The sequence below is a fragment of the Cellulomonas triticagri genome (assembly GCF_003696205.1).
In the GTDB taxonomy this organism is placed as follows: domain Bacteria; phylum Actinomycetota; class Actinomycetes; order Actinomycetales; family Cellulomonadaceae; genus Cellulomonas; species Cellulomonas triticagri.
Map to the genome: position 1 here is coordinate 1 of NZ_RFFI01000076.1, position 22,343 is coordinate 22,343.

Here is a 22,343-nt window from a genome sequence, read left to right on the forward strand (position 1 = left end):
GGTGCGCCGGCTGCGCCGCCCGCCGCCGCCCCGCGTGCCGCGCAGCCCGCACCCGCTCGGCCCACGACGCCGAGCGGCCGCGCGCTCGCCAAGCCCCCGGTCCGCAAGCTCGCCCGCGACCTCGGCGTGGACCTCGAGTCCGTGCAGCCCACCGGTCCCGGCGGCATCGTCACCCGCGAGGACGTGCTCGCCCACCAGGCGGGCGCCGAGGCGCGCACCCTCGCGACCTATCCCGGTGACGACCAGCCGTGGCTCGCCTCCGGCACCGTCTCGCCCGACGGCCGCCAGACCCGCGTCCCGGTGAAGTCCGTGCGCAAGCGCACCGCCGAGGCCATGGTCGCGTCCGCGTTCACCGCCCCGCACGTCACGGTGTTCCACACCGTCGACGTCACCCGCACCATGAAGCTCGTCGCGCGCCTGCGCGAGGACCGCTCGTTCGCGGACGTCCGCGTCACCCCGCTGCTCATCGCCGCGAAGGCCCTGCTGCTCGCCGTGCGCCGCCACCCGGAGATCAACGCGTCCTGGGACGAGGCCGCGCAGGAGATCGTCTACAAGCACTACGTGAACCTCGGCATCGCGGCGGCCACCCCCCGCGGGCTCGTGGTCCCCAACGTGAAGGACGCGCACCGCCTCGGCCTGCACGACCTCGCGCAGGGCATCGCCGACCTCACGTCGACCGCCCGCGCCGGGAAGACGTCCCCGCGCGACATGTCCGACGGCACCATCACCATCACGAACGTCGGGGTGTTCGGCATCGACACGGGAACGCCGATCCTCAACCCGGGCGAGGCCGCGATCCTCGCGTTCGGGGCGATCCGGGAGCAGCCCTGGGTGCACAAGGGCAAGATCAAGCCGCGCCAGGTCACGCAGCTCGCGCTGTCCTTCGACCACCGCCTCGTGGACGGGGCCCTCGGCTCCCAGGTCCTCGCGGACGTGGCCGCGGTCATGGCCGACCCGGCTCAGGCCCTCGTCTGGGGCTGAGCTCAGCGGCCCCAGCGCGTCGAGTGCGGAGAACCCGGCCCGATCCGGGCGGCGGTTTCAGGCGGCGGTTGCAACGAGTAGGTCGTTGAGTCGCTGTGCGGGATTCTGCCAGTCCAGGGTTTCGCGGGGTCGGCCGTTGAGCTGGCGGGCGACGGCGTCGAGGTCGTCCTGGGTCCAGGTGCGGAAGTCGGTCGAGGACCTCGGGAAGTACTGACGGAGCAGGCCGTTGGTGTTCTCGTTGCTCCCGCGCTGCCAGGGCGAGTGCGGGTCGCAGAAGAACACCTGGCAGCCCGTGGCCAGCGTGAACGCCGCGTGCCGGGCCATCTCCGAGCCCTGGTCCCAGGTCAGGGTCTTGGCCAGCTGCGTCGGGACCCGGCCCATCAGATCGATCAGGACCCGGGTGACCTCTTCAGAGACCCGTGAGCCCGGCAGTGCACCGAGCATCACGAACCGGGTCGAGCGTTCGACCAGCGTGATGATCGCCGAGGACCCCCGGGCCCCGATGATCAGGTCGCCTTCCCAGTGCCCAGGAACAGCGCGGTCAGCGGCCTCGGCCGGGCGAGTCGAGATGTTCAGGTCCCCGATCCAGGTCTTCGCGCCGCGTCCTGCGGTCGCGGCCCGGGACTGCGGCCTGCGGCGGGTCCGGCCTGATCGCAGCGCGATCTGCCGGTCGAGCTCGGCGCGCATACCCCCACGGGCTTGGTAGTAGATCGCCTGGTAGATCGTCTCGTGGGACACCCATCGCTCCGGTGAGTCGGGGAACTCCTGCCGCAACCAGTGTGCGATCTGGCGCGGAGACCACCGCTCACGCAGCCTCGCCGCGACCAGGGGCCAGAGCCTGCCCGGGGACGAGGGCCGACCCTTGACGTTCGCGTTGCCGATCAACTTGCCCGCTCGTGGCCGGCGAGCCCGCCGGTCGGCCTTGTCCTGCGCGACCCCGTGGGCGTAGGACCACCGGTAAGCACCCCCGCGCGAATCCGGACCCCTGCCCGCAGGCGAACGCGCCCCGGGAACACGCAGGTGCGCACCCCGGTAGGAGTTGTTCCGGGTCACCTCACGCCAGACCGTCGTCCGATCCCGCCCGATCACCCTCGCGATCACCGGGAACGACAACCCCTGACCGAACAACACCTCGATCTGCGCCCGCTCCTCGAGCGTCAACCTCGCACCAGCCATGCCACGCACCCTCTCGATGAGGACCACGTTGCAACAACCACCTGACCCCAAGGGCGGAATGTCTCGCACGTCCTCCGCACTCGACGCGCCGAGCCCGCGGGCCCGCGCGGGCCTCCGCGGGGTCCGGGCTCAGCCGTCCAGGCGGGCGGCGACGTCGGACGGGAAGCCGCCCGTCGACACGGGGCTCCAGCGGGTCGGGGTGACCCGGATCAGGCTCTTGCCCTGCACGCGCATCGCCGCGCGGTACTCGTCCCAGTCCGGGTGCTCGCCCGCGATGCACCGGTAGTAGTCGACCAGCGCGTCCTCGGCCTCGGGCATGTGCAGCACCTCGGCGTCCCCGTCGACCTGGACCCAGGCGCCGTCCCAGTCGTCGGACAGCACCACGACCGAGACCCGCGGGTCGCGCTCGACGTTGAGGGTCTTCGCGCGCCCCGGGTAGGTCGAGATCACGAAGCGCCCCTGGTCGTCCACGCCGCCGCTCACCGGGGAGATCTGCGGGCGGCCGTCCCGGCGGGTCGTGGACAGCAGCAGGTGGTGCCGGGTGCGGGCGAAGTCCAGCAGCCCCTGGAGGTCGACGGTGCGGGTGGTCGCGATGGTCCGTGCCATGCCCCGACCCTAGGTCGTGGTCGTCAGTCCGCGCTCGGGACGTACGCGCCGTCGTGCTCCTTGCGGCTGCCGCCCGTGGCCTGGTCGCCCCAGGCGTCACCGGGCTGCTCGTCCTCCGACCCCGCGCCCTCCCGGTCGCCGCCGAGGTCGGTCAGCAGCACGCGCAGCGCCGGGTCCTCCTCGCCGCCGCGCGCCCGCCAGGCGCGCAGGTCCCCGTAGACGACGGCCCAGGGCAGCAGGGGACCGAGGTCGGCGCGCTCGTCCAGGTCCGCGAACCGCAGCCAGTCGTGCACGCCCCGCAGGTGGTCGCGCAGCGCGGCGCCCTCCGCCGTCAGCGGCCTCACGACCTCGCGGCGCCGGTGCAGCAGCGCCGCGAACGCCAGGCTCAGCGCGACCCACCAGCACCGAGGGTCCTGCACCGACAGCACCACCGCGAGGGCCGTCAGCGCGAGCAGCGCGAGCCGCAGCCACACCCGCTCCGGGCGCGGCGCGGGCCGGTACCGCAGCCCCTGCTCCAGGACCAGCGCGTTCACCTCGGCCTGGACGCCCTCGATGCGTCCGGCCAGGGCGGTGTCGTCCGCGCGCAGGTGCGCGCGGCTGCCGACGTGCGGCTCCCCGCCCACGAGCGCCGCCACGAACAGCCGCTCGACGGGGTCCAGGCCGTGCACGTCGACCACCTCGACCCGGGCGGGGTCCCGGGGGTCGAGCCGCAGCGCCCCGCGCCGGACCAGCTCGGCCACCTGGGCCGTGGCGCTGCGCCGCCGCCACCGGGTGACGTGCGCGCCGACGAGGACGCTGGTCCCCGGCGGGGGCGTCGCGTGCCGGGTCGGCCACGTCGGCCGGGACGGGTCGACCGGCGGCTGCTCGCGGACGATCCGCAGCACCTCGATCGCGAACCCGACGGCCAGGACGACGAGCGCGGTGCCGAGCAGGTCGGGGGACGTGTCCATCGAGGTCATCGGAGCACGCCCGGGTGAACACCACGTGTCGGAGCCCGGCGCGCCCGCCGGGGAACGTCAGCCGGCCAGGTCGCGGAGCAGGTCGACGGTCAGCGGGGCGAGCGGCAGCGCGCGGGCCTCGTCCGGCGTGACCCAGACGGCCTCGGCGATCTCGGCGGTCGGTACCGCCGACGTGATCCCGTCGACCGCGAACACGTGGGCCTCGAGCCGGTGCCCGGGCTCGTTCGCGGCGGGGGCGTCGCGGGGCCCGAGGTCCCGGACCTGCTCGGGGCGGACGGCCGCCGCGATCTCCTCGCCGATCTCGCGGACGAGCGCGGCAGCCGGCTCCTCCCCGGGCTCGATCTTGCCGCCGACCTGCATGTACGCGGAGGTGCCCTGCTTGCGGACGAGCAACCACCGCCCGTGGGCGTCGACGACGACCGCGGCGGCGATCCGGATGACGGGCGGGGCGGCGGGGTCGGTCACGGTGCCCATCCTGCCTCGGACCCCGCGCTGGTCCAGCCCCCGCCGTGCAGCACCACGTGGTCGAGCAGCCGCAGCCCGCAGTGCGCGGCGGCGTCCGCGACGGCCGCGGTGGCGGCGTGGTCCTCCGGTCCGGGCGCCGCGCCGTCGTCGTGCCGGTGCGCGAGGGCGAGCGTGACGCCACCGCGGCGCAGCGTCTCCGCGAGGACCTCGCGGACCGCGAACGGCGACGCGTGCGCGTCGGCACCGGGCACCACGACGGCCCCGAGGACGCGCGCGGCCCGGTCCCCGGCGACGACGACCACCCGGCCGTCGGCCGCGCCGTCCAGCAGCGGAGCGGCGACGCGCGCGACGTCGGCGGGGGTGCGCAGGGTCGACCGGCGGTCGGTGGAGGTGCCGAACCGGCGGGCGAGCGCGAGGGCGGCGACGACCCGGGTGGCCTTGGCGGGACCGACACCGGGTGCGCGGAGCAGGTCGGCCCCGTCCGCGCGGGCCAGCCCGGCCAGGCCGCCGTGGGCGAGCAGCAGCTCGTGCGCCGCGGTGAGCGCGCTGGTGCCGCGCCGCCCGGACCCGAGCAGCAGGGCGACGAGCTCGGCGTCCGACAGCGCGTCCGCGCCGAGGCGCAGCATCCGCTCCCGCGGACGCTGGTCCGGGTCGAGGTCCGCGAGCGTCGTCACCCCTCGACCCTAGGGCCGTCGACGGCGCCGACCGGAGTTATCCACAGGCCGTCGACCTCGTGACGTGGGCGAAGGCGGCGCGGCGGGTGATCCGCGCCACCGGGCGGGCGGATCCTCGGTCCGGCGGGGGATGATGGGGCGGTGATGTCGCCCACCGAGCCCCGTCCCGACGCCGCCCGCGCCCGCCGGGAGGTGGACCGCCGGCCCCGCGCCCGCGCCGTGCCCGCCCCCGCCCCGCTGACCCGGGGCGCCGCCGTCGTGGTCGCGCTGCTGCTCGCGCTCGCCGGCCTGCTGCTGTCGGCCGGGCGCGCGGACGCGCACAACGCGCTGCTCGGCACCGACCCGGCGGACGGGTCGACGGTGGAGGCGCCGCCCGCCGCGATCACCCTGACGTTCGACCAGCCGGCGCAGGCCCTCGGCACCGAGGTCGTCGTGCTCGGGCCCGACGGCGCCACGGTCAGCACCGGCGACGCGCAGCTCGTCGACAGCACCGTGGTCCAGGCGCTGGGCACGGACCTCCCCGCCGGGGCGTACTCCGTGCAGTGGCGGATCACCTCGGCCGACGGGCACCCGCTGTCCGGCGAGCTCGCGTTCACCGCGACCGCCGGCACCGCGCCCGCCGCCCCGGTCGAGGAGCCGGAGGCCACCACCGCGCCGGAGCCCGACCCGGAGATGACCACCCAGGACGTCGAGCCGTCGCCGATCACCGAGACCGTGGCCCCGGCGGAGGAGCTCGCCGAGGACGAGGACGCGGGCATCGCCGCCGGGACCGTCGCGGCGATCGTCGTCGCCGTGCTGGCCGCCGCAGCGGTCGCCGTGTTCGTGGTGCGCGAGCGCCGCCGCTCCTCGGGCGGTCGCGGCGACGGCGCCGGGCCGACCGACGCCGGGCCGACCGACGCGGGCCCCGACGGGTCGGGGGACGGCCGGTCCGCCTCCTGATGACGTCCACCCTCGACGTGCCGCCCGCAGGGCGCCGCCCCGCCCCGACCGCCCGGGGCGCCCTCCCCGCGGGAGGACCCGGGTGGCTGCGTCTCGTCGCCCTGGGCCTGGTCGCGCTCGCGGCGGTGCTCGCGGGTGTCGCGTTCACCGGGGCGGCCGCGCCGACGGCGCTGCGCGACCCGGGTGCGCTGGTGCGTTGGGGCCTGCCGGTCGCGTCGACCACGACGGAGATCGCGGCCTCCGCGACCCTCGGCGGCCTGCTGCTGCTCGCGACGCTGCTGGTACGGCGGGCCGGCTCCGAGGCGGTCGTGCGCGCGGCGTCCGGGATCACGGCCGTCGCCGCGGCGGTGTGGACGCTGGCCGCCGTGGTCGAGCTCGTCCTCACCTACGCGAACGTGGCGGGCCTGCCGCTGACCGACCCGGCGTTCGGCGGGGAGCTCGGGCAGTTCGTCACCCAGTTCGAGCTCGGCCGCGTGCTGCTGGTCGTGGCCGTCGCCGCCGCGGTGGTCACGGCGTTGGCGCTGATGACGACGTCGCCCGTCGGCGCCGCGTGGACCGCGGTCGTGGTCGTCGTCGCGCTGTGGCAGTCCGCGCAGACCGGGCACGCCGCCGGTGCCGCGAGCCACGACCTCGCGACGTCCTCGATGTTCCTGCACCTCGTGGGCGCGGCCGTGTGGATCGGCGCGCTCGTCGCGCTGTCCCCGCTGGCCCCGCGCCTGGGCGCGGACCTCGCCCCGGCGGTCGCACGGTTCTCCACCGTCGCGGCCTGGTGCTTCGTCGCCGTCGCGGTCTCCGGCACCGTGAACTCGGTGGTGCGGCTCGGCACCTGGTCCGACCTCGGCACCCGGTACGGCGTGCTGCTGCTGGTGAAGATCGGGCTGTTCGGGGTGCTGGGGCTGATCGGTCTCGCGCACCGGATGCGCGTCGTGCAGCGGCTGCGCACCGACGAGCGTGCCCCGGCGACGTGGCTGTTCTGGCGGCTGGTGCTGGTCGAGCTCACCGTGATGGGTGCCGTGTCGGGCGTCGCCGTCGCGCTGGGGTCCTCGCCGCCGCCCGTCCCCGACGACCCGATCACGAACCCGACCCCGGCGGAGATCGTCACCGGGCACGCGCTGCCGCCCGAGCCCACCACGCTGTCCTGGATCACGCAGTGGCGCTGGGACGTGCTGCTCGCGTCGGCGGCGGTCGCCGGGCTGGTCGTCTACGTGCGCTGGGTCCTGCGGCTGCGTCGCCGGGGCGACGCGTGGCCGTGGCTGCGCACGCTGTCCTGGGTGACCGGGATGGTGCTGTTCTTCTGGACCACGTCCGGCGGGCCGGCGATGTACGGGCACGTGCTGTTCAGCGCGCACATGGTCGAGCACATGATCCTGGCGATGGTCGTGCCGGTGCTGCTGGCGCTGTCCGCACCCGTGACGCTGGCGCTGCGCGCGCTGCCCACCCGCAGCACCCGTGGCGCCGCGGCCGGGCGGCTCGGCCCGGACACCTCCCGCGGACCGCGCGAGTGGCTGCTCGCCCTGGTGCACTCGCGCTGGGGGCGGTTCTTCGCGAACCCCGTCGTCGCGGCCGTGAACTTCGCCGGGTCGATGGTCGTCTTCTACTACACCGACGTGTTCCGCTGGGCCCTGACCTCCGGGGTCGGGCACTACGCGATGGTCGTGCACTTCTCGCTGGCCGGGTACCTGTTCGTCAACGCCCTGGTCGGCATCGACCCCGGGCCGGACCGCCCGCCGTACCCGCAGCGGCTGCTGCTGCTGTTCGCGACGATGGCGTTCCACGCGTTCTTCGGCGTCGCGCTCACCACCGGCGACGTGCTGCTCGTGCCCGACTGGTTCGGGCTGCTCGGCCGCGAGTGGGGACCGAGCGCCATCGAGGACCAGCAGCGCGGGGGCGGCGTCGCGTGGGGCATCGGCGAGCTGCCGACGCTCGCGCTCGCCGTGGCCGTCGCGTTCTCCTGGGCGCGCGACGACGAACGCACGGCCCGGCGCCGGGACCGGAAGGTCGCCCGCGACGGGGACGCCGAGATGGACGCGTACAACGCGATGCTCGCCGGGCTGGCGGCGCGCGACCGCGGTGAGACCGGCACCCCGACCGGCGAGGACGCCCGGGACTCCCGGGGCTGAGGGGCGCCGTGATAGGACGGCAGGGTGACCACCGACACCCCGCCCACGGCCTTCCACGACCTCGACGCCTACGTCGCCCTGCCCCGGATGTCCGGCCTGGCGCTGTCCCCGGACGGCGCCCGGCTCGTCACCGCGGTGTCGACCCTCGACGCGAAGCGGACCCGCTACGTCACCGCGCTGTGGGAGGTCGACCCGGCCGGTGAGCGGCCCGCGCGGCGCCTGACCCGGTCCACGAAGGGCGAGTCGTCCGCCCGGTTCGCCTCGACCGGCGACCTGCTGTTCACCTCCGCGCGCCCGGACGCCGACGCCGAGCCGGACGACGACGCCCCTGCCGCGCTGTGGCTGCTGCCCGCCGACGGTGCCGAGGCCCGCGTCGTCGCGTCCCGGAAGGCCGGGGTGGACGGGGTGGTCGTCGCCCAGGACGCGCCGGTGGTCGTGCTGCCGTCCGAGGTGCTGCCGTCCGCCGCCGACGACGCCGAGGACGAGCGCCTGATCGGCGTGCGCTCCGACGCCAAGGTCGCCGCGATCCTGCACACCCAGTACCCGGTGCGGTACTGGGACCACGACCTCGGCCCGTCGCTGCCGCACCTGTTCGCCGGCGACCTGACGACGGTCGCGGAGTCCCCGGCGGCCGGTGCGCCCGCGCCGCGGCTCGCGCTGCGCGACCTCACCCCGCAGCCCGGGGTCGGCCTGCGGCACCAGGACGCCGTGCTCTCCCCGGACGGCGGCACCGTCGTCACGACCTGGACCCGCCCGGCCGCCCGCGGCGCGCTGCGCCAGGTGCTCGTGGCCGTGGACGTCGCGACCGGCGAGCGCCGCACGCTGCTGGACGACGCGGGCGCCGACGTGTCCTCCCCTGTGGTGTCCCCGGACTCCCGCCGGGTCGCCTACCTGCGCGAGACGCTGAGCACGCCGACGTCCGCGCCGCAGGTGCAGCTGTGGGTCGCGGACCTCGGCGACGTCGCGGGCACGACCCGCCGGGTCGCCGCGGACTGGGACCGCTGGCCGCACGAGGTCGTGTGGACGCGCGACGGGTCGGGCCTGCTGGTGCAGGCGGACGACCTGGGCCGAGGCCCGGTGTTCCACGTGGACCTCACGACCGACGCCGTGGCGCGGGTGACCGCGGACGACGCCGTGTTCTCCGACCTGCGGGTCAGCCCCGACGGCGGCACCCTCTACGCGCTGCGGACCTCGTACGCCGCGCCCGCGCACCCCGTGCGGGTGGACCTCGCCGCCGCGCTGGCCGCCGGTGCGCCGGTCGAGGCCGTCGCGCTGCTCGCGCCCGCCCCGCTGCCCGCCCTGCCGGGCACCCTGACCGAGGTCACGGCGACGGCCGAGGACGGCTCGGCGGTCCGGGCGTGGCTCGCGCTGCCCGAGGGCGCGTCCGCCGCGTCCCCGGCGCCGCTGCTGCTGTGGATCCACGGCGGGCCGCTCGGGTCCTGGAACGCCTGGTCGTGGCGCTGGAACCCGTGGATCATGGCCGCTCGCGGCTACGCGGTGCTGCTGCCGGACCCCGCCCTGTCCACCGGGTACGGGCAGGACTTCGTGCAGCGCGGCTGGGGCGCCTGGGGCGGCGCGCCGTACACCGACCTCATGGCCGTGACCGACGCCGCCGAGGCGCGGGACGACGTCGACGCCACGCGCACGGGCGCGATGGGCGGCTCGTTCGGCGGGTACATGGCGAACTGGGTGGCCGGGCACACCGACCGGTTCCGGGGCATCGTCACGCACGCGAGCCTGTGGGCGCTCGACCAGTTCGGGCCCACCACGGACGACTCGTTCTACTGGGAGCGGGAGATGACCGCCGAGATGGCGCTCGCCAACTCCCCGCACCTGTCGGTGGAGCAGATCGTCACGCCGATGCTGGTCGTGCACGGGGACAAGGACTACCGGGTGCCGATCGGCGAGGGCCTGCGGCTCTGGTACGAGCTGCTGTCCCGGTCCGGGCTGCCCGCGGACGAGGACGGCAGCACCCCGCACCGGTTCCTGTACTTCCCGGACGAGAACCACTGGGTGCTGACGCCGCAGCACGCGAAGGTCTGGTACCAGGTGGTCGAGGCGTTCCTCGCGGAGCACGTGCTGGGGCTCTCGGGCTCCGACCTGCCGGCGCTGCCCGAGACGCTCGGCTGACCTGCACCAAGAACCCCCGGGGTTGCGCATCCGACCGGTTGCGCAACCCCGGGGGTTCGTCGTTCGGCGCGCGGGATCGCGGACCCGTGCCCAGACTCAGGGGCAGGACCGGCACCCGACCGGCCAGGACGGAAGGAGCGACCATGGGCATCGGAGGCGGCATCGCGCTGCTCGTCATCGGCGCGATCCTCGCGTTCGGCGTGAGCGACAACCTCGCCGCGGTGGACCTCACGGTCATCGGCTACATCTGCATGGGCGCGGGCGTCCTCACGCTCGTCCTCGCGCTCGTCCTGAACCGCCAGCGGGCGCACACCTCGCACCGCGAGGTCGTCGAGCGCTACGACGGCCGCACCCCGCCGGCGCCGCCCGCCGCCTGACCCCGGCGCGGCGCGCGGGACGAGACGCCGGGACGATCTGCGCCCCGCGTCGTGTTGACTACCTCCGTGACCACCAGCAGCACCCGCCTCCCGAAGGTCCGCGCGTCCGAGCTCGTCGGCCGCGGCTGGCTCAACACCGGCGGCCAGGACGTCGCGCTCGCGGACCTGCGCGGCAAGATCGTCCTGCTCGACTTCTGGACCTTCTGCTGCATCAACTGCCTGCACGTCCTGGACGAGCTGCGGGAGCTCGAGGAGAAGCACCGCGACGTCCTCGTGATCGTCGGCGTGCACTCGCCGAAGTTCGTGCACGAGGCCGACCCGGTCGCGCTGGCCGCGGCCGTCGAGCGGTACGAGGTGCACCACCCGGTGCTGGACGACCCGGCGCTCGTCACCTGGTCCGCGTACACCGCGCGGGCGTGGCCGACGCTGGTCGTCATCGACCCCGAGGGCTACATCGTCGCGCAGATGGCCGGCGAGGGGCACCAGAGCAACGTCGAGCGGCTGGTGGAGGACCTGGTCGCGGAGCACGACGCGAAGGGCACGCTGCACCGCGGCGCCGGACCGTACGTGCCGCCCGAGCCGACCGCCGGGACGCTGCGGTTCCCCGCGAAGGTCGTCGCGCTGCCCGGTGGCACGCTGCTGGTCGCGGACGCGGGTCACCACGCGCTGACCGAGCTCGCCGCCGACGGCGAGACGCTGGTCCGGCGGATCGGGTCGGGGGAGCGCGGGCTGGTCGACGGCACCGCGGACGGGGCCCGGTTCAGCGAGCCCAACGGCCTGACCCTGCTGCCCGAGGACGTCGCCGCCGAGGTCGGCTACGACGTGGTGGTGGCGGACACCGTCAACCACGCCCTGCGCGGCGTGCGGCTGTCCGACGGCCACGTGACCACGGTCGCCGGGACCGGCGCGCAGTACCTCGTGGGCGAGCCCACGGTGCCGTCCCCGCTGCCGGGTCGCCCCGACCTGTGGCGCGCCGACGGCCCCCGCCGCGCGACGACCGTGCCGCTGTCGTCCCCGTGGGACGTCGCCTGGTCGCCGCAGACCGGCACCGCGCTGGTCGCGATGGCCGGGAACCACCAGCTCTGGGCGTTCGACCCGCGGACCGGCGTCGCCGAGCCCGTCGCCGGGACGATGAACGAGGGCCTCACCGACGGCGACCCCCGCGAGGCGTGGTTCGCGCAGACGTCCGGCACGGCGCTCGCCGCCGACGGCCGGATCTGGCTCGCGGACTCCGAGGTCTCGGCGCTGCGCTGGATCGACCCGGGCACGCCGGTGGTGCCCGCCGCCCCGGCCGCCCCCGCGGGCGGGCTCGTGATCGGCGCCGGTGCCGCGCTCGCGGCCGCCCGTCCCGTCACCCCGACCGGCCCCGCCGACGCGTGGTCCGGCGCGACCGTCGGCACCGCCGTCGGCGCCGGGCTGTTCGACTTCGGCCACCGGGACGGCGCTGCCGACCAGGCCCTCCTTCAGCACCCGCTGGGCGTCGCGGTGCTGCCCGACGGCTCGGTGGTCGTCGCCGACACCTACAACGGCGCGGTCCGCCGCTGGGCGCCGGGGGCCGAGGGGACCCCGGGCGAGGTCAGCACGCTCGCCACCGGCCTCGCGGAGCCGAGCGGCCTGCTCGTCGAGGTCGACGGCGACGCGGTGACGCTGGTCGTCGTCGAGTCGGCCGCGCACCGGCTGACCCGGGTGGCGCTGCCCGCGACGCTCGCGGGGCAGGTGCTCGACGGCGGCGCCCACCGCACCCAGCGTCCGGTCACGGAGATCGGGCCGGGTCACCTCGCGCTCGACGTGGTCTTCACGCCGGCGGCCGGTCAGAAGTACGACGACCGCTACGGCCCGTCGACGCACCTGACCGTCTCGGCGACGCCGCCGGAGCTGCTGCTGGACGGGGCGGGCGACGACGTCCCGCTGACCCGCACGCTGCGGATCAACCCGGAGGTCGCCGAGGGCGTCCTGCACATCACGGCGCGCGCGGCGTCCTGCGACGCCGACCCGGCGATCGAGTTCCCGGCCTGCCACCTCAACGCCCAGGACTGGGGCGTGCCGGTGCGGGTCGTCGCGGGCGCCCCGGCGGACCTCACCCTCCCGCTGCACGGCTGAGCCGAGCGAGGGCTCGCGTCAGGCGGAGCCGAGGACGGCCAGCGCCACCAGGGTCTGCAGGGTGGTGGCCGCGGCGGCGTCGTCGGCCGGGAGCGTCGTCTCGAGCGTGACCGTCCACGGGGCCCGGCGCAGGTCGACGTGCCGCACCCCGCTGACGTGCAGCGACGAGGTGCCGCCGCGCGCGACGACCACCGGCTCCGTGACCGGCGTGCTCGTGGCGCCGTCGAGGTCCGCCGCGGGCGGGACGGGGACGTCGCGGGCGACGACCCACCCGGAGCCGCCCATCGCCTCGGAGGCCGCCGCGCCGAGGGCGCAGAGCCGGGACAGGGGCGCGGCCCCGGAGGCGGCGAGCGCGGTGACCGTCGCGGAGACGGTGCGTCCGAGCACCGCACCGGGGTCGTCCGCCCGGTACTGCCGCGCGCGGGCGGCCGCGTGGCTGCGCTTCGCGTGGTACTGGGCGGCGTCGGCCCGGCGGAACAGCGACCGCGGCGTCGGAGCGGCGCCGAGCGAGCCGCGCGCGGAGGACGCGACGCCGTAGGACAGGGACGCACCGTGGGGGAGCGCGCTGTCGCCGACCGTGGTGTCCATGACCTCGACGACGGTCGTGCGGGGCACGCCCTGGACGACGACGCAGAACTCGTCGCCGCCGATCCGGGCGGCCGTGGAGCCCGGCAGGCTGCTGCTGACGCGGCGCAGGACGCCCGCGACGCTGCGGAGCAGCTCGTCACCGGCGTCGTGGCCGAGCTCGTCGTTGACCTTCTTCAGCCCGTTGACGTCGCACATCACGATGCAGGTCTCCTCGCCGGAGTCGATCGCGGCCTGCGCGGCCTCGTCGGCGACGCGGCGGGTGCTGAGCCCGGTGAGCGCGTCGTCGGACACCAGGTGCCGGACCTGCTCGGCCAGGTCGAGGCGGGCGACGTGCGCGCCGACCAGCGCGCCGAGGACCTCGCCGCGGGCGGCGTCGTCGGGGGTGAACGTCGCGGAGCGCTCGTCGCGGACGACGCACAGCAGCCCCCACAGGTCGCCGTTGACGACGACGGGGGCGACGAGGGCGGGGTGCGGGCGGGACGGGTCGTCGCCGGGCGCGGACAGCCAGGTCTCGGCGCGCCGGACGAGGGCGCGGGCCGCGGCGCCGTCGGCGAGGGCCTCCTCGACCGCGGGTCCCTCGTCGGCGGGCTCGACGGCCAGCACCTGCCACGCGTCCTGCTCGACGCGGGCCACGGCGGCCACCCCGGCGTCGAGGGCGTCGCGGACGGCGGCGACGGCGGCGTCGTGCACCTCCGCGAGGGTGGTGCAGGCACCCAGCCGGTGCGCGAGCAGCGCGAAGTTCCGGGCGTCGTCCCCGTCTCGCCGGTTCGTCCGGGCCGGCGGCGGTGCGTCGGTCACCGGGCCATCATGACCTGTCCCGGTGCGGGCCACACGCGGACGCACCGGACGGGGGTCGCCCACGTGGGTGAACCCCTGGGTGGTGGCCCCTCAGACCAGCGCGGGCTCGGGCTCGCGGGCCTCCGCGCGGTCGCCCGCCCCGACCGCGCGGAGCACGAACAGGACGGTCGACTCGATCGCGCGCTCCCGCTCCGGCCCGTCGTCCGGCACGACGCGGCTGCTCAGGCACGCGTTGACCAGCGAGACGGTGGTGCCGAGGTCCTGCTCGGGGAACGCCCCGGACTCGATGCCCGCCGCGAGGACCCGGCGGAGCATCGCCTCGACGAGGACGACGTGCTCACGCACCCGCTGCCGGGTGCCGCGGGACAGCACGGAGCGCAGGTCGGGCCCAGGCGCGAGGTGGTAGTCCCGCTTGAGCACGCACTGCGCGCGGACGTACGCGCGCAGCTGCTCGGTGGGGTCGCCCACCCCGGCGATCTCGGTCTCGAGCGCCGCGATGTACCGCTCGGTCTCGTTCATGATGAAGCCGACGAGCATCGACTCCTTGTCCGCGAAGTGGTTGTACACCGCGGTGCGGCCGACGCCGGCGGCCTGGGCGATGTCGGCCAGGGTGATCGCGTCGAAGCCACGCTCGGCCATCAGCTGCGACAGCGCCTGGAACAGGCGCAGCCGCGTCTGCTCACGGTGCTCGTGCAGCGAGCCGCCGATGATCTTGGGCATGCTGACATCATGACACAAAGTGTCAGAACGTCCGCTGCCAGCGACGCCGGCCCGGTTCAGGCCGCCCGGTGCGCCTCACCCAGGGCGGCGAACAGCGCCCGGTTGTGCCGGAACGCCGCGCGGGCGTCCTCGACCACCGCCGCGCGCTGCGCGTCGTCCAGCGGCAGCGCGTCCATGCGCTCGCGGTACAGGTCCTTGAAGGGCTTGGGCTTGGGGATCGCGCCGAACGCGTAGAACCCGACCCCGGCGTCGGCGACGCCGTAGTGCCGCTGCACCATGCGGCCGATGACCTGCCCGCCGGACAGGTCGCCGAGGTAGCGGGTGTAGGCGTGCGCGACGTAACCGCCGACGGACGGGCCGCCGGCCGGGGTGCGGGCGAGGTCACGTAGGGCGGCGGCGTACGCGGCGGTGGCGGGCAGCGGCGTGGCCTGGTCGCGCCACCCGGGGCCGAGCAGGTGCTCCAGGTCGGTCTCCAGCGCGGGGACGCGCAGCAGCTCGTCGAACACGAGCCCGGCACCCTCGGGGGTGGCGCGGACGACCTCGCCGACCTCCTCCAGGGCGGTGTACACGGCGTGCAGCTGGAGGGCGAGGTCGGCGTACGCGCGCACGGTGAGGTGGCCGCCGAGCAGGTCCTCGACGAACCGCGAGCCCTCGGCGGCCTCGTGCTCGGCGCGGGTGCCCTCGCGCAGCAGGGTGGACAGCGGTGCCGGGACGGCGGGCGCGCCGGCGTGCGTGGCTACGGCGTCGTCCTGGTGGACGTGCGCGGCAGGCAGGTCGTGCGTGGTGGACATCGAGGCTCCCGGAGACCGTCGGTGCGACGTCGAGATGACGTCGTGTCAGAACGTACCCGATGAAGTAAGGCGTGCCTACCCTTCGTCCGGGTGGTGTGCCCGGATCGGGCCGGACCGGACCGGATCGCGCCGCTGCCGTCGGCCACCGGGGCGCGCTACCGTGCGGGACGTGACCGACGAGCCGCAGCCTGCCGCCGACCCCGACCTGCCGCCCTACGCTCCCGCCGCGCCGGACGCCAAGGACTGGACCTGGGTGCTCACGGAGCGGTGCGGCGAGTGCGGGTTCGCGGGGACCGACGTCCCCGGCCCGGATGTCGCCGGCACGATCCACGACCTCGTCCCCCGGTGGCGCGCCGCGCTGAACCGTCGGGACGCACGCGTGCGTCCCCGTCCCGACGTGTGGTCGCCGCTCGAGTACGGCGCGCACGTCCGCGACGTGCACCGGGTGTTCGACGAGCGGCTGCGCCTGATGCTCGAGCAGGACGACCCGCAGTTCGCGAACTGGGACCAGGACGCGACCGCCGTCGCGGAGCGGTACGACCTCCAGGAGCCCGGGCGGGTCGCCGACGAGCTGGCCGACGCCGCCGCGGTCCTGGCGGCGCGGTTCGCAGCCGTGCGGGCGGACCAGTGGGAGCGGCCGGGGCGTCGGTCCAACGGGTCGGTGTTCACCGTCACGACGCTCGGCGGGTACTTCCTGCACGACGTGGTGCACCACCTGCACGACGTCGGGGCCTGAGGCGCGGGTCCCGCCGGTCCCCGGATCCCAGGGTTGTCCACAGCTTCTGTGCACAACCCTGGGGAAACGGCGTGATCCCGCAGGTCAGGGTGTGGACGACGTGTGCACGACGCCGTGGACGGACGGCGTCGGAGCCAGGCCCGCCGCTCCACGGGCGCCCCGCCGGGGGCGTCGAGGGCGTCCGACGCCGCCCGCCAGGGCGGGCGGTGGCCCGGATGCCGACCGCTCGGCCGGGTTACCCACAGGAGTTGTCCACTTGTGCACAACGCCCCGTGCGCCAACCGGGCGATGCGCCACTCTGCCGGGCGATATGTCCACCTCTATCCCCAGGAGTTGTCCCCAGCCTGTGCACGACGCCGGGGATGGTGCGGGTGAAGGGGGCCTGCGCCTGTGGACGCGGTGTGCACGAGAGGTGGACGACGCATCGGTGCGTGTGGACGACGGGCTGCGTCAGGCGGGCTGCTCGACGTGCGGGGGCACGGTGACCCGTCCGACCAGGGGGCGCGCGAACGTGACCCGCAGATCGCGGACCACGGCCTCGGCGTGCGCGACGAGCTCCTCGAACCGGGAGCCCGCCCGCGTGTCGAAGCGGAGCTCGACAGCACCGCGCGACTCCGCCGGGAACACCGTCCACACGACCTCGTGCCGGTGCGCACCGTGGCTGCGCAGCGTGACGACGGCGCCCCCGGCAGGCACGGTCCGCACGGACGCCGAGTGGTAGATCAGCCGGGTCGCGGTGCGGCGCGACCGGCCGATCTTGCGCTTGACGCGACCGAGGAACTCGGCGGCGGGGTCGAGCCCGTCGGCCGCCCCCGCGAGGATCTCGCACGCGAGCCCGCCGACGACATCGCCGGACAGGTCAGGCACCCAGGCGCCCACGCGCACGTGGTGGGAGTGCTGCTCGACCACGGCGCGGTCGACGGCCTCCAGGGCCGAGCGCAGGCGGGTCTCGGCCACGGGGCTGTCGGTGAGGGCCGCTGCCGCCCGGGCGGCGACCCGGGGACCCTCGCCCGGACGCCAGCCGCACCACCGGTCGGGCAGCGGGAGGTCGATGCGGACGATCTGCTGGTTCATGCGTTCCCTCCGTCGGCGCTGGCTCGGCGAAGGTAACGGCGCCCCGGCGCCACCCCCGCCCGCTGAGTGGTGCTCGCGCGGCACGTTGAGGGGTGACGTGAGGGGCGACATGGAACGTACTTAGGTGGTCACCCGCGGAGAACGCCGAAGGGCCAGGCCGGATGCCCGGCCTGGCCCTTCGGTACGGAGCGGATGACGGGAATCGAACCCGCGCTATCAGCTTGGGAAGCTGAAGTTCTACCATTGAACTACATCCGCGTGACCGCGCTCAGGCGGTCCGTGCGAGCCCCGTCACCGGGGAACGCCCGTCCAGCATAGCGGCTCCCGCGCCCGTGGTGGATCGGGAGCCGCTACGCAGGTGTCAGACGGTGACCTCGACGCGCACCGTGGTGCCCGCCGGGGCGTACGGGACGGTGCGTCCGTCGACCGCCCGGCCGTCCACGACCAGGCGTCCGCGGGCTCCCGGAGCGCCGGAGTTCGTCACGGTGATCTCGTACCGCGCGCCGCGGGCGACCCGCGTCACCGTGTAGGACGGGACGTCCGGGCCGATCTGCGGGTCGACCACGAGGCCGTCGTGCTCCGGGCGCACACCCAGCAGGTACTGGGAGACGGCCACGAAGTTCCACGCGGCGGTGCCGGTCAGCCAGGAGTTCTTCGCCTCGCCGTGCCGCACGGCCTCCTTGCCCGCGATCATCTGCGCGTACACGTACGGCTCGAGCCGGTGCACGTCGGAGATCTCCTCGCGGTACGCGGGGGTGATGCGCCGGTAGTAGTCGAACGCCCGCTCGCCCCGGCCGACCACGGTCTCGCCGATGATCACCCACGGGTTGTTGTGGCAGAAGATGCCGCCGTTCTCCTTGTACCCGGGCGGGTAGGTGGAGACCTCGCCGAGCTCGATCTGGTAGCTCGTGTACGCGGGGGACTGCAGCACCATGCCGTGCGGGGTCGCCAGGTGCTCCCGGGTCGAGTCCAGCGCCCGCACCGCGGGGGAGTCCGGGTTCGCGGGATCCTCCGGGTCGACACCGATGCCCGCCATCACGGCGAAGCCCTGCGGCTCGATCCAGATCTTGCCCTCCGGCTGCGCGTCCGTGCCCACCGGGTTGCCGTAGAAGTCGTAGGCGCGCAGGAACCACTCGCCGTCCCAGCCGTGCTCCAGCACCGCGGTGCGCATCCGCTCGATCTGCTCCCGGGCGGCGGCCGCCACCTCGGGCAGGCCGCGCCGCTCGGCGAGCTCGGCGTACTCGGGACCGATGTGCACGAACATCGCCGCGATGAACACCGACTCCGCGACGCCGCCCGCCTGGTTCTCCGTCGTCTGGAACGACTCGCCCGGCTCGGTGGAGAAGCAGTTGAGGTTGAGGCAGTCGTTCCAGTCGGCGCGGCCGATCAGCGGCAGCCCGTGCGGGCCCTGGTTGTCGACCGTGAAGTCGAACGACCGGGTCAGGTGCTCGAACAGCGGGACCTCGGAGCCGGGCTCGTTGTCGAACGGCACCAGCTCGTCGAGGATCGCGGCGTCGCCGGTCTCCTTGATGTACGCGGCGACGCCGAGGATCAGCCACAGCGGGTCGTCGTTGAAGCCCGACCCGATGTCGTTGTTCCCGCGCTTCGTCAGCGGCTGGTACTGGTGGTACGCCGAGCCGTCCGGGAACTGCGTCGAGGCGATGTCGATGATCCGCTCGCGCGCCCGCTCCGGGACCAGGTGCACGAAGCCCAGCAGGTCCTGGTTCGAGTCGCGGAAGCCCATGCCGCGGCCGATGCCGGTCTCGAAGTACGACGCCGAGCGCGACATGTTGAACGTGACCATGCACTGGTACTGGTTCCAGATGTTGACCATCCGGTCCAGCTTCTCGTCCGTGCTGGTGACCGAGTAGGTGGACAGCAGCCCCGTCCAGTGGGTGCGCAGCGCCTCGAACGCGGCGAGCGTCTGCTCGGTGGTCGCGAACCGGGACAGCAGCGCGTGGGCGCGCTCCTTGTTCACGACCTGCAGGGCGCGGACGCCGGCCGCCTCGTCGGCGGGGGCCCACTTCTCGTCCTGCGGGTTCTCCACGTAGCCGAGCACGTAGGTGAGCGCGCGGCTCTCGCCCGGGGCGAGGGTGACGTCGACCTGGTGCGAGCCGATGGGGTACCAGCCGGACGCGATCGAGCCCGTCGCCTTCCCCGCGCGCGGCACGGCGGCCTCACCGAGCCCGTTCCACGGGCCGACGAAGGTGTCCCGGTCGGTGTCGAAGCCGTCAGCCCGGGTGTTCACGCCGTAGACGGCGTAGTGGTCGCGGCGCTCGCGGTACTCGGTCTTGTGGTAGATCGCCGATCCGCTGGGACCGTCCTGCTCGACCTCGACCTCGGCCAGCGAGAGGTTGCGCTGGTAGTTGGTCTGGTCGTCCTGGGCGTTCCACAGGCAGAACTCGACGAACGAGAACAGGGACACCGTCTTGGGTGCGTCCGTGGTGTTGGTCAGCGTCACGTGCTGCACCTCGGCGGTCTCGCCGAGCGGCACGAAGAACAGCGTGTCCACGCGCAGGCCGCCGCGCTCGCCGGTGATCCGGGAGTAGCCGAGGCCGTGCCGCGCCTCGAAGTGGTCGAGGTCCGCCTTGACCGGCACCCAGCCGGGGGTCCAGACGTCGCCGCCGTCGTTGACGTAGAAGTACCGGCCGCCCTCGTCGGTGGGGATGTTGTTGTACCGGTAGCGGGTGAGCCGGCGCATCTTCGCGTCGCGGTAGAACGAGTACCCGCCGCCCGTGTGGGACAGCAGGGAGAAGAACTCCTCCGAGCCGAGGTAGTTGATCCACGGGTAGGGGGTGTGCGGCGTCGTGATGACGTACTCGCGTGCCTCGTCGTCGAAGTGGCCGTACCGCATCGTTGCGCCTCTCGGTCTGTGGTGTCCCCGCTGCGGGAGCGCTCCCACGCGGCGTGCGACGGTCAGCATAGCGCCCTCGTGGGGGAGCGCTCCCACGCGTGGAGCCTGGAGCGGAGGTCCCACGCAGCGCGTGGTGTCCGTGCCTAGCGTGCGGTGGATGCGCCGACCACCCCCGAGACCGGCATGACCTGGCACGCGTACGTGGACGAGTCCAAGGCGGCCGACTACCTCCTCGCCGCGACCCGGGTCGACCCGGGTCGCGAGGCGGGTGCGCGTCGCGTGCTCAGGGCCCTCGTCCCGCCGCGGCAGAGCAGGCTGCACATGCGGCACGAGCCCGACCGACGCCGCCGGGAGATCCTCACGGCGGTCGGCTCCCTGGAGGTCGTCACGACGCTCTACCGCGCGCGGGCGCGCCCGGGGACGACGCAGATCTCCCGACGACGGGCGTGCCTCGCGAGGCTGGTCACCGACCTCGCCGGGGCCTGCGACCGCCTGGTGCTCGAGTCCGACGAGACGCAGGACGCGCGCGACCGTCGGGACCTGGTCGCGCTCACCCGGGAGGCGGGGTGCCGCGACACGCTCCGGTACGAGCACCTGCGCGCGAGCCAGGAGCTGCTGCTCGCCGTCCCGGACGTCGTCGCGTGGTCGTACGCGCGTGGCGGTGAGTGGCGGCGCCGGGTCACGTCCCACGTCGAGGTGGTCGAGGTGGCAGACGCGTAGGGCCCGAGCGCCACGTCCTCCGGACGTGGTCCCGGGCCCTCGACTTCCGCGAGGATCAGCTCCTCGGGCGATGCCCCGACGGTATCGGACCGCGGACCGCCCCGGGAAGGGGCTCGCGGTCGGCCGTGCGGGTGGAGTGGGCGGGTGACAGCGCCCCAGCCGTCGCGACGGGACCTCGGTCCCGGCTGGGCCGCCCGCACCGCCTCCGAAGGGCGCGGGCGGGCGCCGGTAGGGACCGGCGCAGGCACTACCGTTGGACCCGTGCTGCTCTCCGACCGCGACATCACCGCCGAGCTCGACTCCGGACGCGTCGTCCTCGACCCGTACGACCCCGCGATGCTGCAGCCGTCGAGCATCGACGTGCGGCTCGACCGGTTCTTCCGGCTGTTCGACAACCACAAGTACCCGGTCATCGACCCCGCGGCCGAGCAGCCCGACCTCACCCGCCTGGTCGAGGTCGAGGGCGACGAGCCGTTCGTGCTGCACCCCGGGGAGTTCGTGCTCGGCTCCACCTTCGAGCAGGTGACCCTCCCGGACGACATCGCGGCGCGTCTGGAGGGCAAGTCCTCGCTCGGGCGGCTCGGCCTGCTCACCCACTCCACGGCCGGGTTCATCGACCCGGGCTTCTCGGGGCACGTGACGCTCGAGCTGTCCAACGTCGCGACCCTGCCGATCATGCTGTGGCCCGGGATGAAGATCGGGCAGATGTGCTTCTTCCGGCTGTCCTCGCCCGCCCTGCAGCCCTACGGCGCGGGCGCTGCCGGGTCCCGGTACCAGGGGCAGCGCGGCCCGACCGCCTCCCGGTCCTGGCAGGGCTTCCACCGCACCCAGGTCTGACGGTCCGCGCCGTGACCAGCACGCTGCCGCCGCTGCCCGACGTCCCCGGTGCGGGCGCCGTCGCGCCCCCGCCCGGTCGCCACCTGCTCGTGGTGCCGGACGAGGTCGCCCCGGACGAGGTCGAGGTGCTGGCGACGAGCAGGTTCGCGAGCGCCCGCTGGGAGCGGCCCCCGCGCGTCCCGTCGGGCCGCCGCGCCTCGGGCGCCGCCCGCGGGCCGGCCCCCCAGGCCACCCCCGGGGTGCTGCGGATCGGGCGGCTGTCCACGCTCACCGGCCCCTACCGGGTCGAGCCCGACCAGGTCGCCCGGTGGGGCCTGCCCACCGACAGCCGCGTGGCCTGGGTCGTCGACTGCCCCCGCGAGCGGCAGGAGCAGCCCGTGTTCGGCGGCGACCGCGACGGCCTGCGCCGGGCGTTCGGCCCCGCCGGGCCCGTCCGCGAGGAGCAGCGCGTCGTGCAGTGGCTCGTCGCCGCCGCCCGCCGCCTCGGCGGCGCCCTGCGCACGGACTCCGGCGTGGTCCTCGAACCCGAGATGGACGCCGCGCTCGACCTCGTCGTGCTCAGCCCCCGGTGGGTGGAGCCCGCTACCGTCCTCGACGCGGCCCGCCGCGTCGAGTCCCGCGCCCGGCTCGACGCCGCGGCCCCCGAACCCGACCCCCGGCGGCCCCGCGCCACCCCCGAGCAGGCCGGTGCGGCGCTC

The 22,343-nt window shown here is 75.0% G+C and carries 19 protein-coding genes, 1 tRNA gene and 1 pseudogene; 10 read left to right on the plus strand and 11 right to left on the minus strand.

The genetic code is table 11. The annotated features are described in order from the left end of the window. Positions 1-981, plus strand: a 981-nt coding sequence (locus tag EBM89_RS13520) for a dihydrolipoamide acetyltransferase family protein (protein WP_147463554.1), incomplete at its 5' end; no start/stop codon positions are given. A 57-nt stretch (positions 982-1,038) separates the two neighbouring features. Here EBM89_RS13520 and EBM89_RS13525 read toward each other — a convergent pair. The 5 genes from EBM89_RS13525 to EBM89_RS13545 form a co-directional block, all read right to left on the minus strand. After that, positions 1,039-2,157 (minus strand): IS30 family transposase, encoded by a 1,119-nt coding sequence (locus EBM89_RS13525; RefSeq protein ID WP_122149966.1) that lies wholly within the window; start codon positions 2,155-2,157, stop codon positions 1,039-1,041. A 129-nt stretch (positions 2,158-2,286) separates the two neighbouring features. After that, positions 2,287-2,763, minus strand: a complete 477-nt coding sequence (locus tag EBM89_RS13530) for a PPOX class F420-dependent oxidoreductase (protein ID WP_122149952.1) — start codon at positions 2,761-2,763, stop codon at positions 2,287-2,289. A gap of 23 nt (positions 2,764-2,786) precedes the next feature. Next, positions 2,787-3,713 (minus strand): DUF2207 family protein, encoded by a 927-nt coding sequence (locus EBM89_RS13535; RefSeq protein WP_158609668.1) that lies wholly within the window; start codon positions 3,711-3,713, stop codon positions 2,787-2,789. 66 nt (positions 3,714-3,779) lie between these two features. Beyond that, entirely contained in the window at positions 3,780-4,196 is a 417-nt protein-coding gene (locus tag EBM89_RS13540) for an NUDIX hydrolase (RefSeq protein WP_122149954.1), read from the minus strand. Next, positions 4,184-4,861, minus strand: a complete 678-nt coding sequence (locus EBM89_RS13545) for a JAB domain-containing protein (RefSeq protein ID WP_122149955.1) — start codon at positions 4,859-4,861, stop codon at positions 4,184-4,186. Before EBM89_RS13545 ends, EBM89_RS13540 begins: the two co-directional genes overlap by 13 nt. Positions 4,862-5,005: 144 nt before the next feature. On the opposite strand from EBM89_RS13545, the gene EBM89_RS13550 reads away from it, so the two are divergent. From EBM89_RS13550 to EBM89_RS13570, 5 genes are all read left to right on the plus strand, one after another. Then, the gene (locus tag EBM89_RS13550; RefSeq protein WP_158609669.1) at positions 5,006-5,800 is read left to right on the plus strand and encodes a copper resistance CopC family protein; all 795 of its coding nucleotides are present in this window, start codon (positions 5,006-5,008) and stop codon (positions 5,798-5,800) included. Further along, complete coding sequence (locus tag EBM89_RS13555) at positions 5,800-7,920, plus strand: bifunctional copper resistance protein CopD/cytochrome c oxidase assembly protein (RefSeq protein ID WP_122149957.1); 2,121 nt, start codon at positions 5,800-5,802, stop codon at positions 7,918-7,920. Before EBM89_RS13550 ends, EBM89_RS13555 begins: the two co-directional genes overlap by 1 nt. Positions 7,921-7,944: 24 nt before the next feature. Next, entirely contained in the window at positions 7,945-10,050 is a 2,106-nt protein-coding gene (locus tag EBM89_RS13560; RefSeq protein ID WP_439647187.1) for an alpha/beta fold hydrolase, read from the plus strand. Between the two features lie 143 nt (positions 10,051-10,193). Continuing rightward, the gene (locus EBM89_RS13565; RefSeq protein WP_122149958.1) at positions 10,194-10,427 is read left to right on the plus strand and encodes a DUF6458 family protein; all 234 of its coding nucleotides are present in this window, start codon (positions 10,194-10,196) and stop codon (positions 10,425-10,427) included. Between the two features lie 66 nt (positions 10,428-10,493). Then, entirely contained in the window at positions 10,494-12,527 is a 2,034-nt protein-coding gene (locus tag EBM89_RS13570) for an NHL domain-containing thioredoxin family protein (protein ID WP_122149959.1), read from the plus strand. A gap of 18 nt (positions 12,528-12,545) precedes the next feature. On the opposite strand, the gene EBM89_RS13575 is transcribed toward EBM89_RS13570, so the two are convergent. From EBM89_RS13575 to EBM89_RS13585, 3 genes are all read right to left on the minus strand, one after another. Further along, entirely contained in the window at positions 12,546-13,913 is a 1,368-nt protein-coding gene (locus tag EBM89_RS13575; protein WP_233571733.1) for a GGDEF domain-containing protein, read from the minus strand. Between the two features lie 90 nt (positions 13,914-14,003). Continuing rightward, positions 14,004-14,633 carry a TetR/AcrR family transcriptional regulator gene (locus tag EBM89_RS13580; protein WP_122149960.1) on the minus strand — a complete coding sequence of 210 codons (630 nt, stop codon included), beginning with the start codon at positions 14,631-14,633 and terminating at the stop codon, positions 14,004-14,006. A gap of 56 nt (positions 14,634-14,689) precedes the next feature. Then, on the minus strand, positions 14,690-15,424 hold the full coding sequence (locus tag EBM89_RS13585) for a biliverdin-producing heme oxygenase (RefSeq protein WP_122149961.1): 735 nt from the start codon (positions 15,422-15,424) through the stop codon (positions 14,690-14,692). A 169-nt stretch (positions 15,425-15,593) separates the two neighbouring features. Between EBM89_RS13585 and EBM89_RS13590 the strand changes: the two genes are divergently transcribed. Further along, entirely contained in the window at positions 15,594-16,160 is a 567-nt protein-coding gene (locus EBM89_RS13590) for a DinB family protein (protein WP_233571734.1), read from the plus strand. A gap of 450 nt (positions 16,161-16,610) precedes the next feature. Here the strand turns inward: EBM89_RS13590 and EBM89_RS13595 are convergent, their stop codons facing one another. The 3 genes from EBM89_RS13595 to EBM89_RS13605 form a co-directional block, all read right to left on the minus strand. Further along, positions 16,611-17,234: a hypothetical protein gene (locus EBM89_RS13595; protein ID WP_122149963.1), complete on the minus strand. Its 624-nt coding sequence runs from the start codon at positions 17,232-17,234 to the stop codon at positions 16,611-16,613. 187 nt (positions 17,235-17,421) lie between these two features. Beyond that, positions 17,422-17,492: transfer RNA gene (locus EBM89_RS13600), tRNA-Gly, on the minus strand. Positions 17,493-17,595: 103 nt separating this feature from the next. Then, on the minus strand, positions 17,596-20,088 hold the full coding sequence (locus tag EBM89_RS13605; protein ID WP_122149964.1) for a glycoside hydrolase family 94 protein: 2,493 nt from the start codon (positions 20,086-20,088) through the stop codon (positions 17,596-17,598). Between the two features lie 153 nt (positions 20,089-20,241). Between EBM89_RS13605 and EBM89_RS13610 the strand changes: the two genes are divergently transcribed. The 3 genes and pseudogenes from EBM89_RS13610 to EBM89_RS13620 form a co-directional block, all read left to right on the plus strand. Then, positions 20,242-20,808: a hypothetical protein gene (locus EBM89_RS13610; RefSeq protein ID WP_199732126.1), complete on the plus strand. Its 567-nt coding sequence runs from the start codon at positions 20,242-20,244 to the stop codon at positions 20,806-20,808. 261 nt (positions 20,809-21,069) lie between these two features. Further along, positions 21,070-21,645 carry a dCTP deaminase gene (gene dcd, locus EBM89_RS13615; protein ID WP_122149965.1) on the plus strand — a complete coding sequence of 192 codons (576 nt, stop codon included), beginning with the start codon at positions 21,070-21,072 and terminating at the stop codon, positions 21,643-21,645. An 11-nt stretch (positions 21,646-21,656) separates the two neighbouring features. Further along, positions 21,657-22,343: pseudogene (locus EBM89_RS13620) on the plus strand (hypothetical protein); the annotation flags it as partial.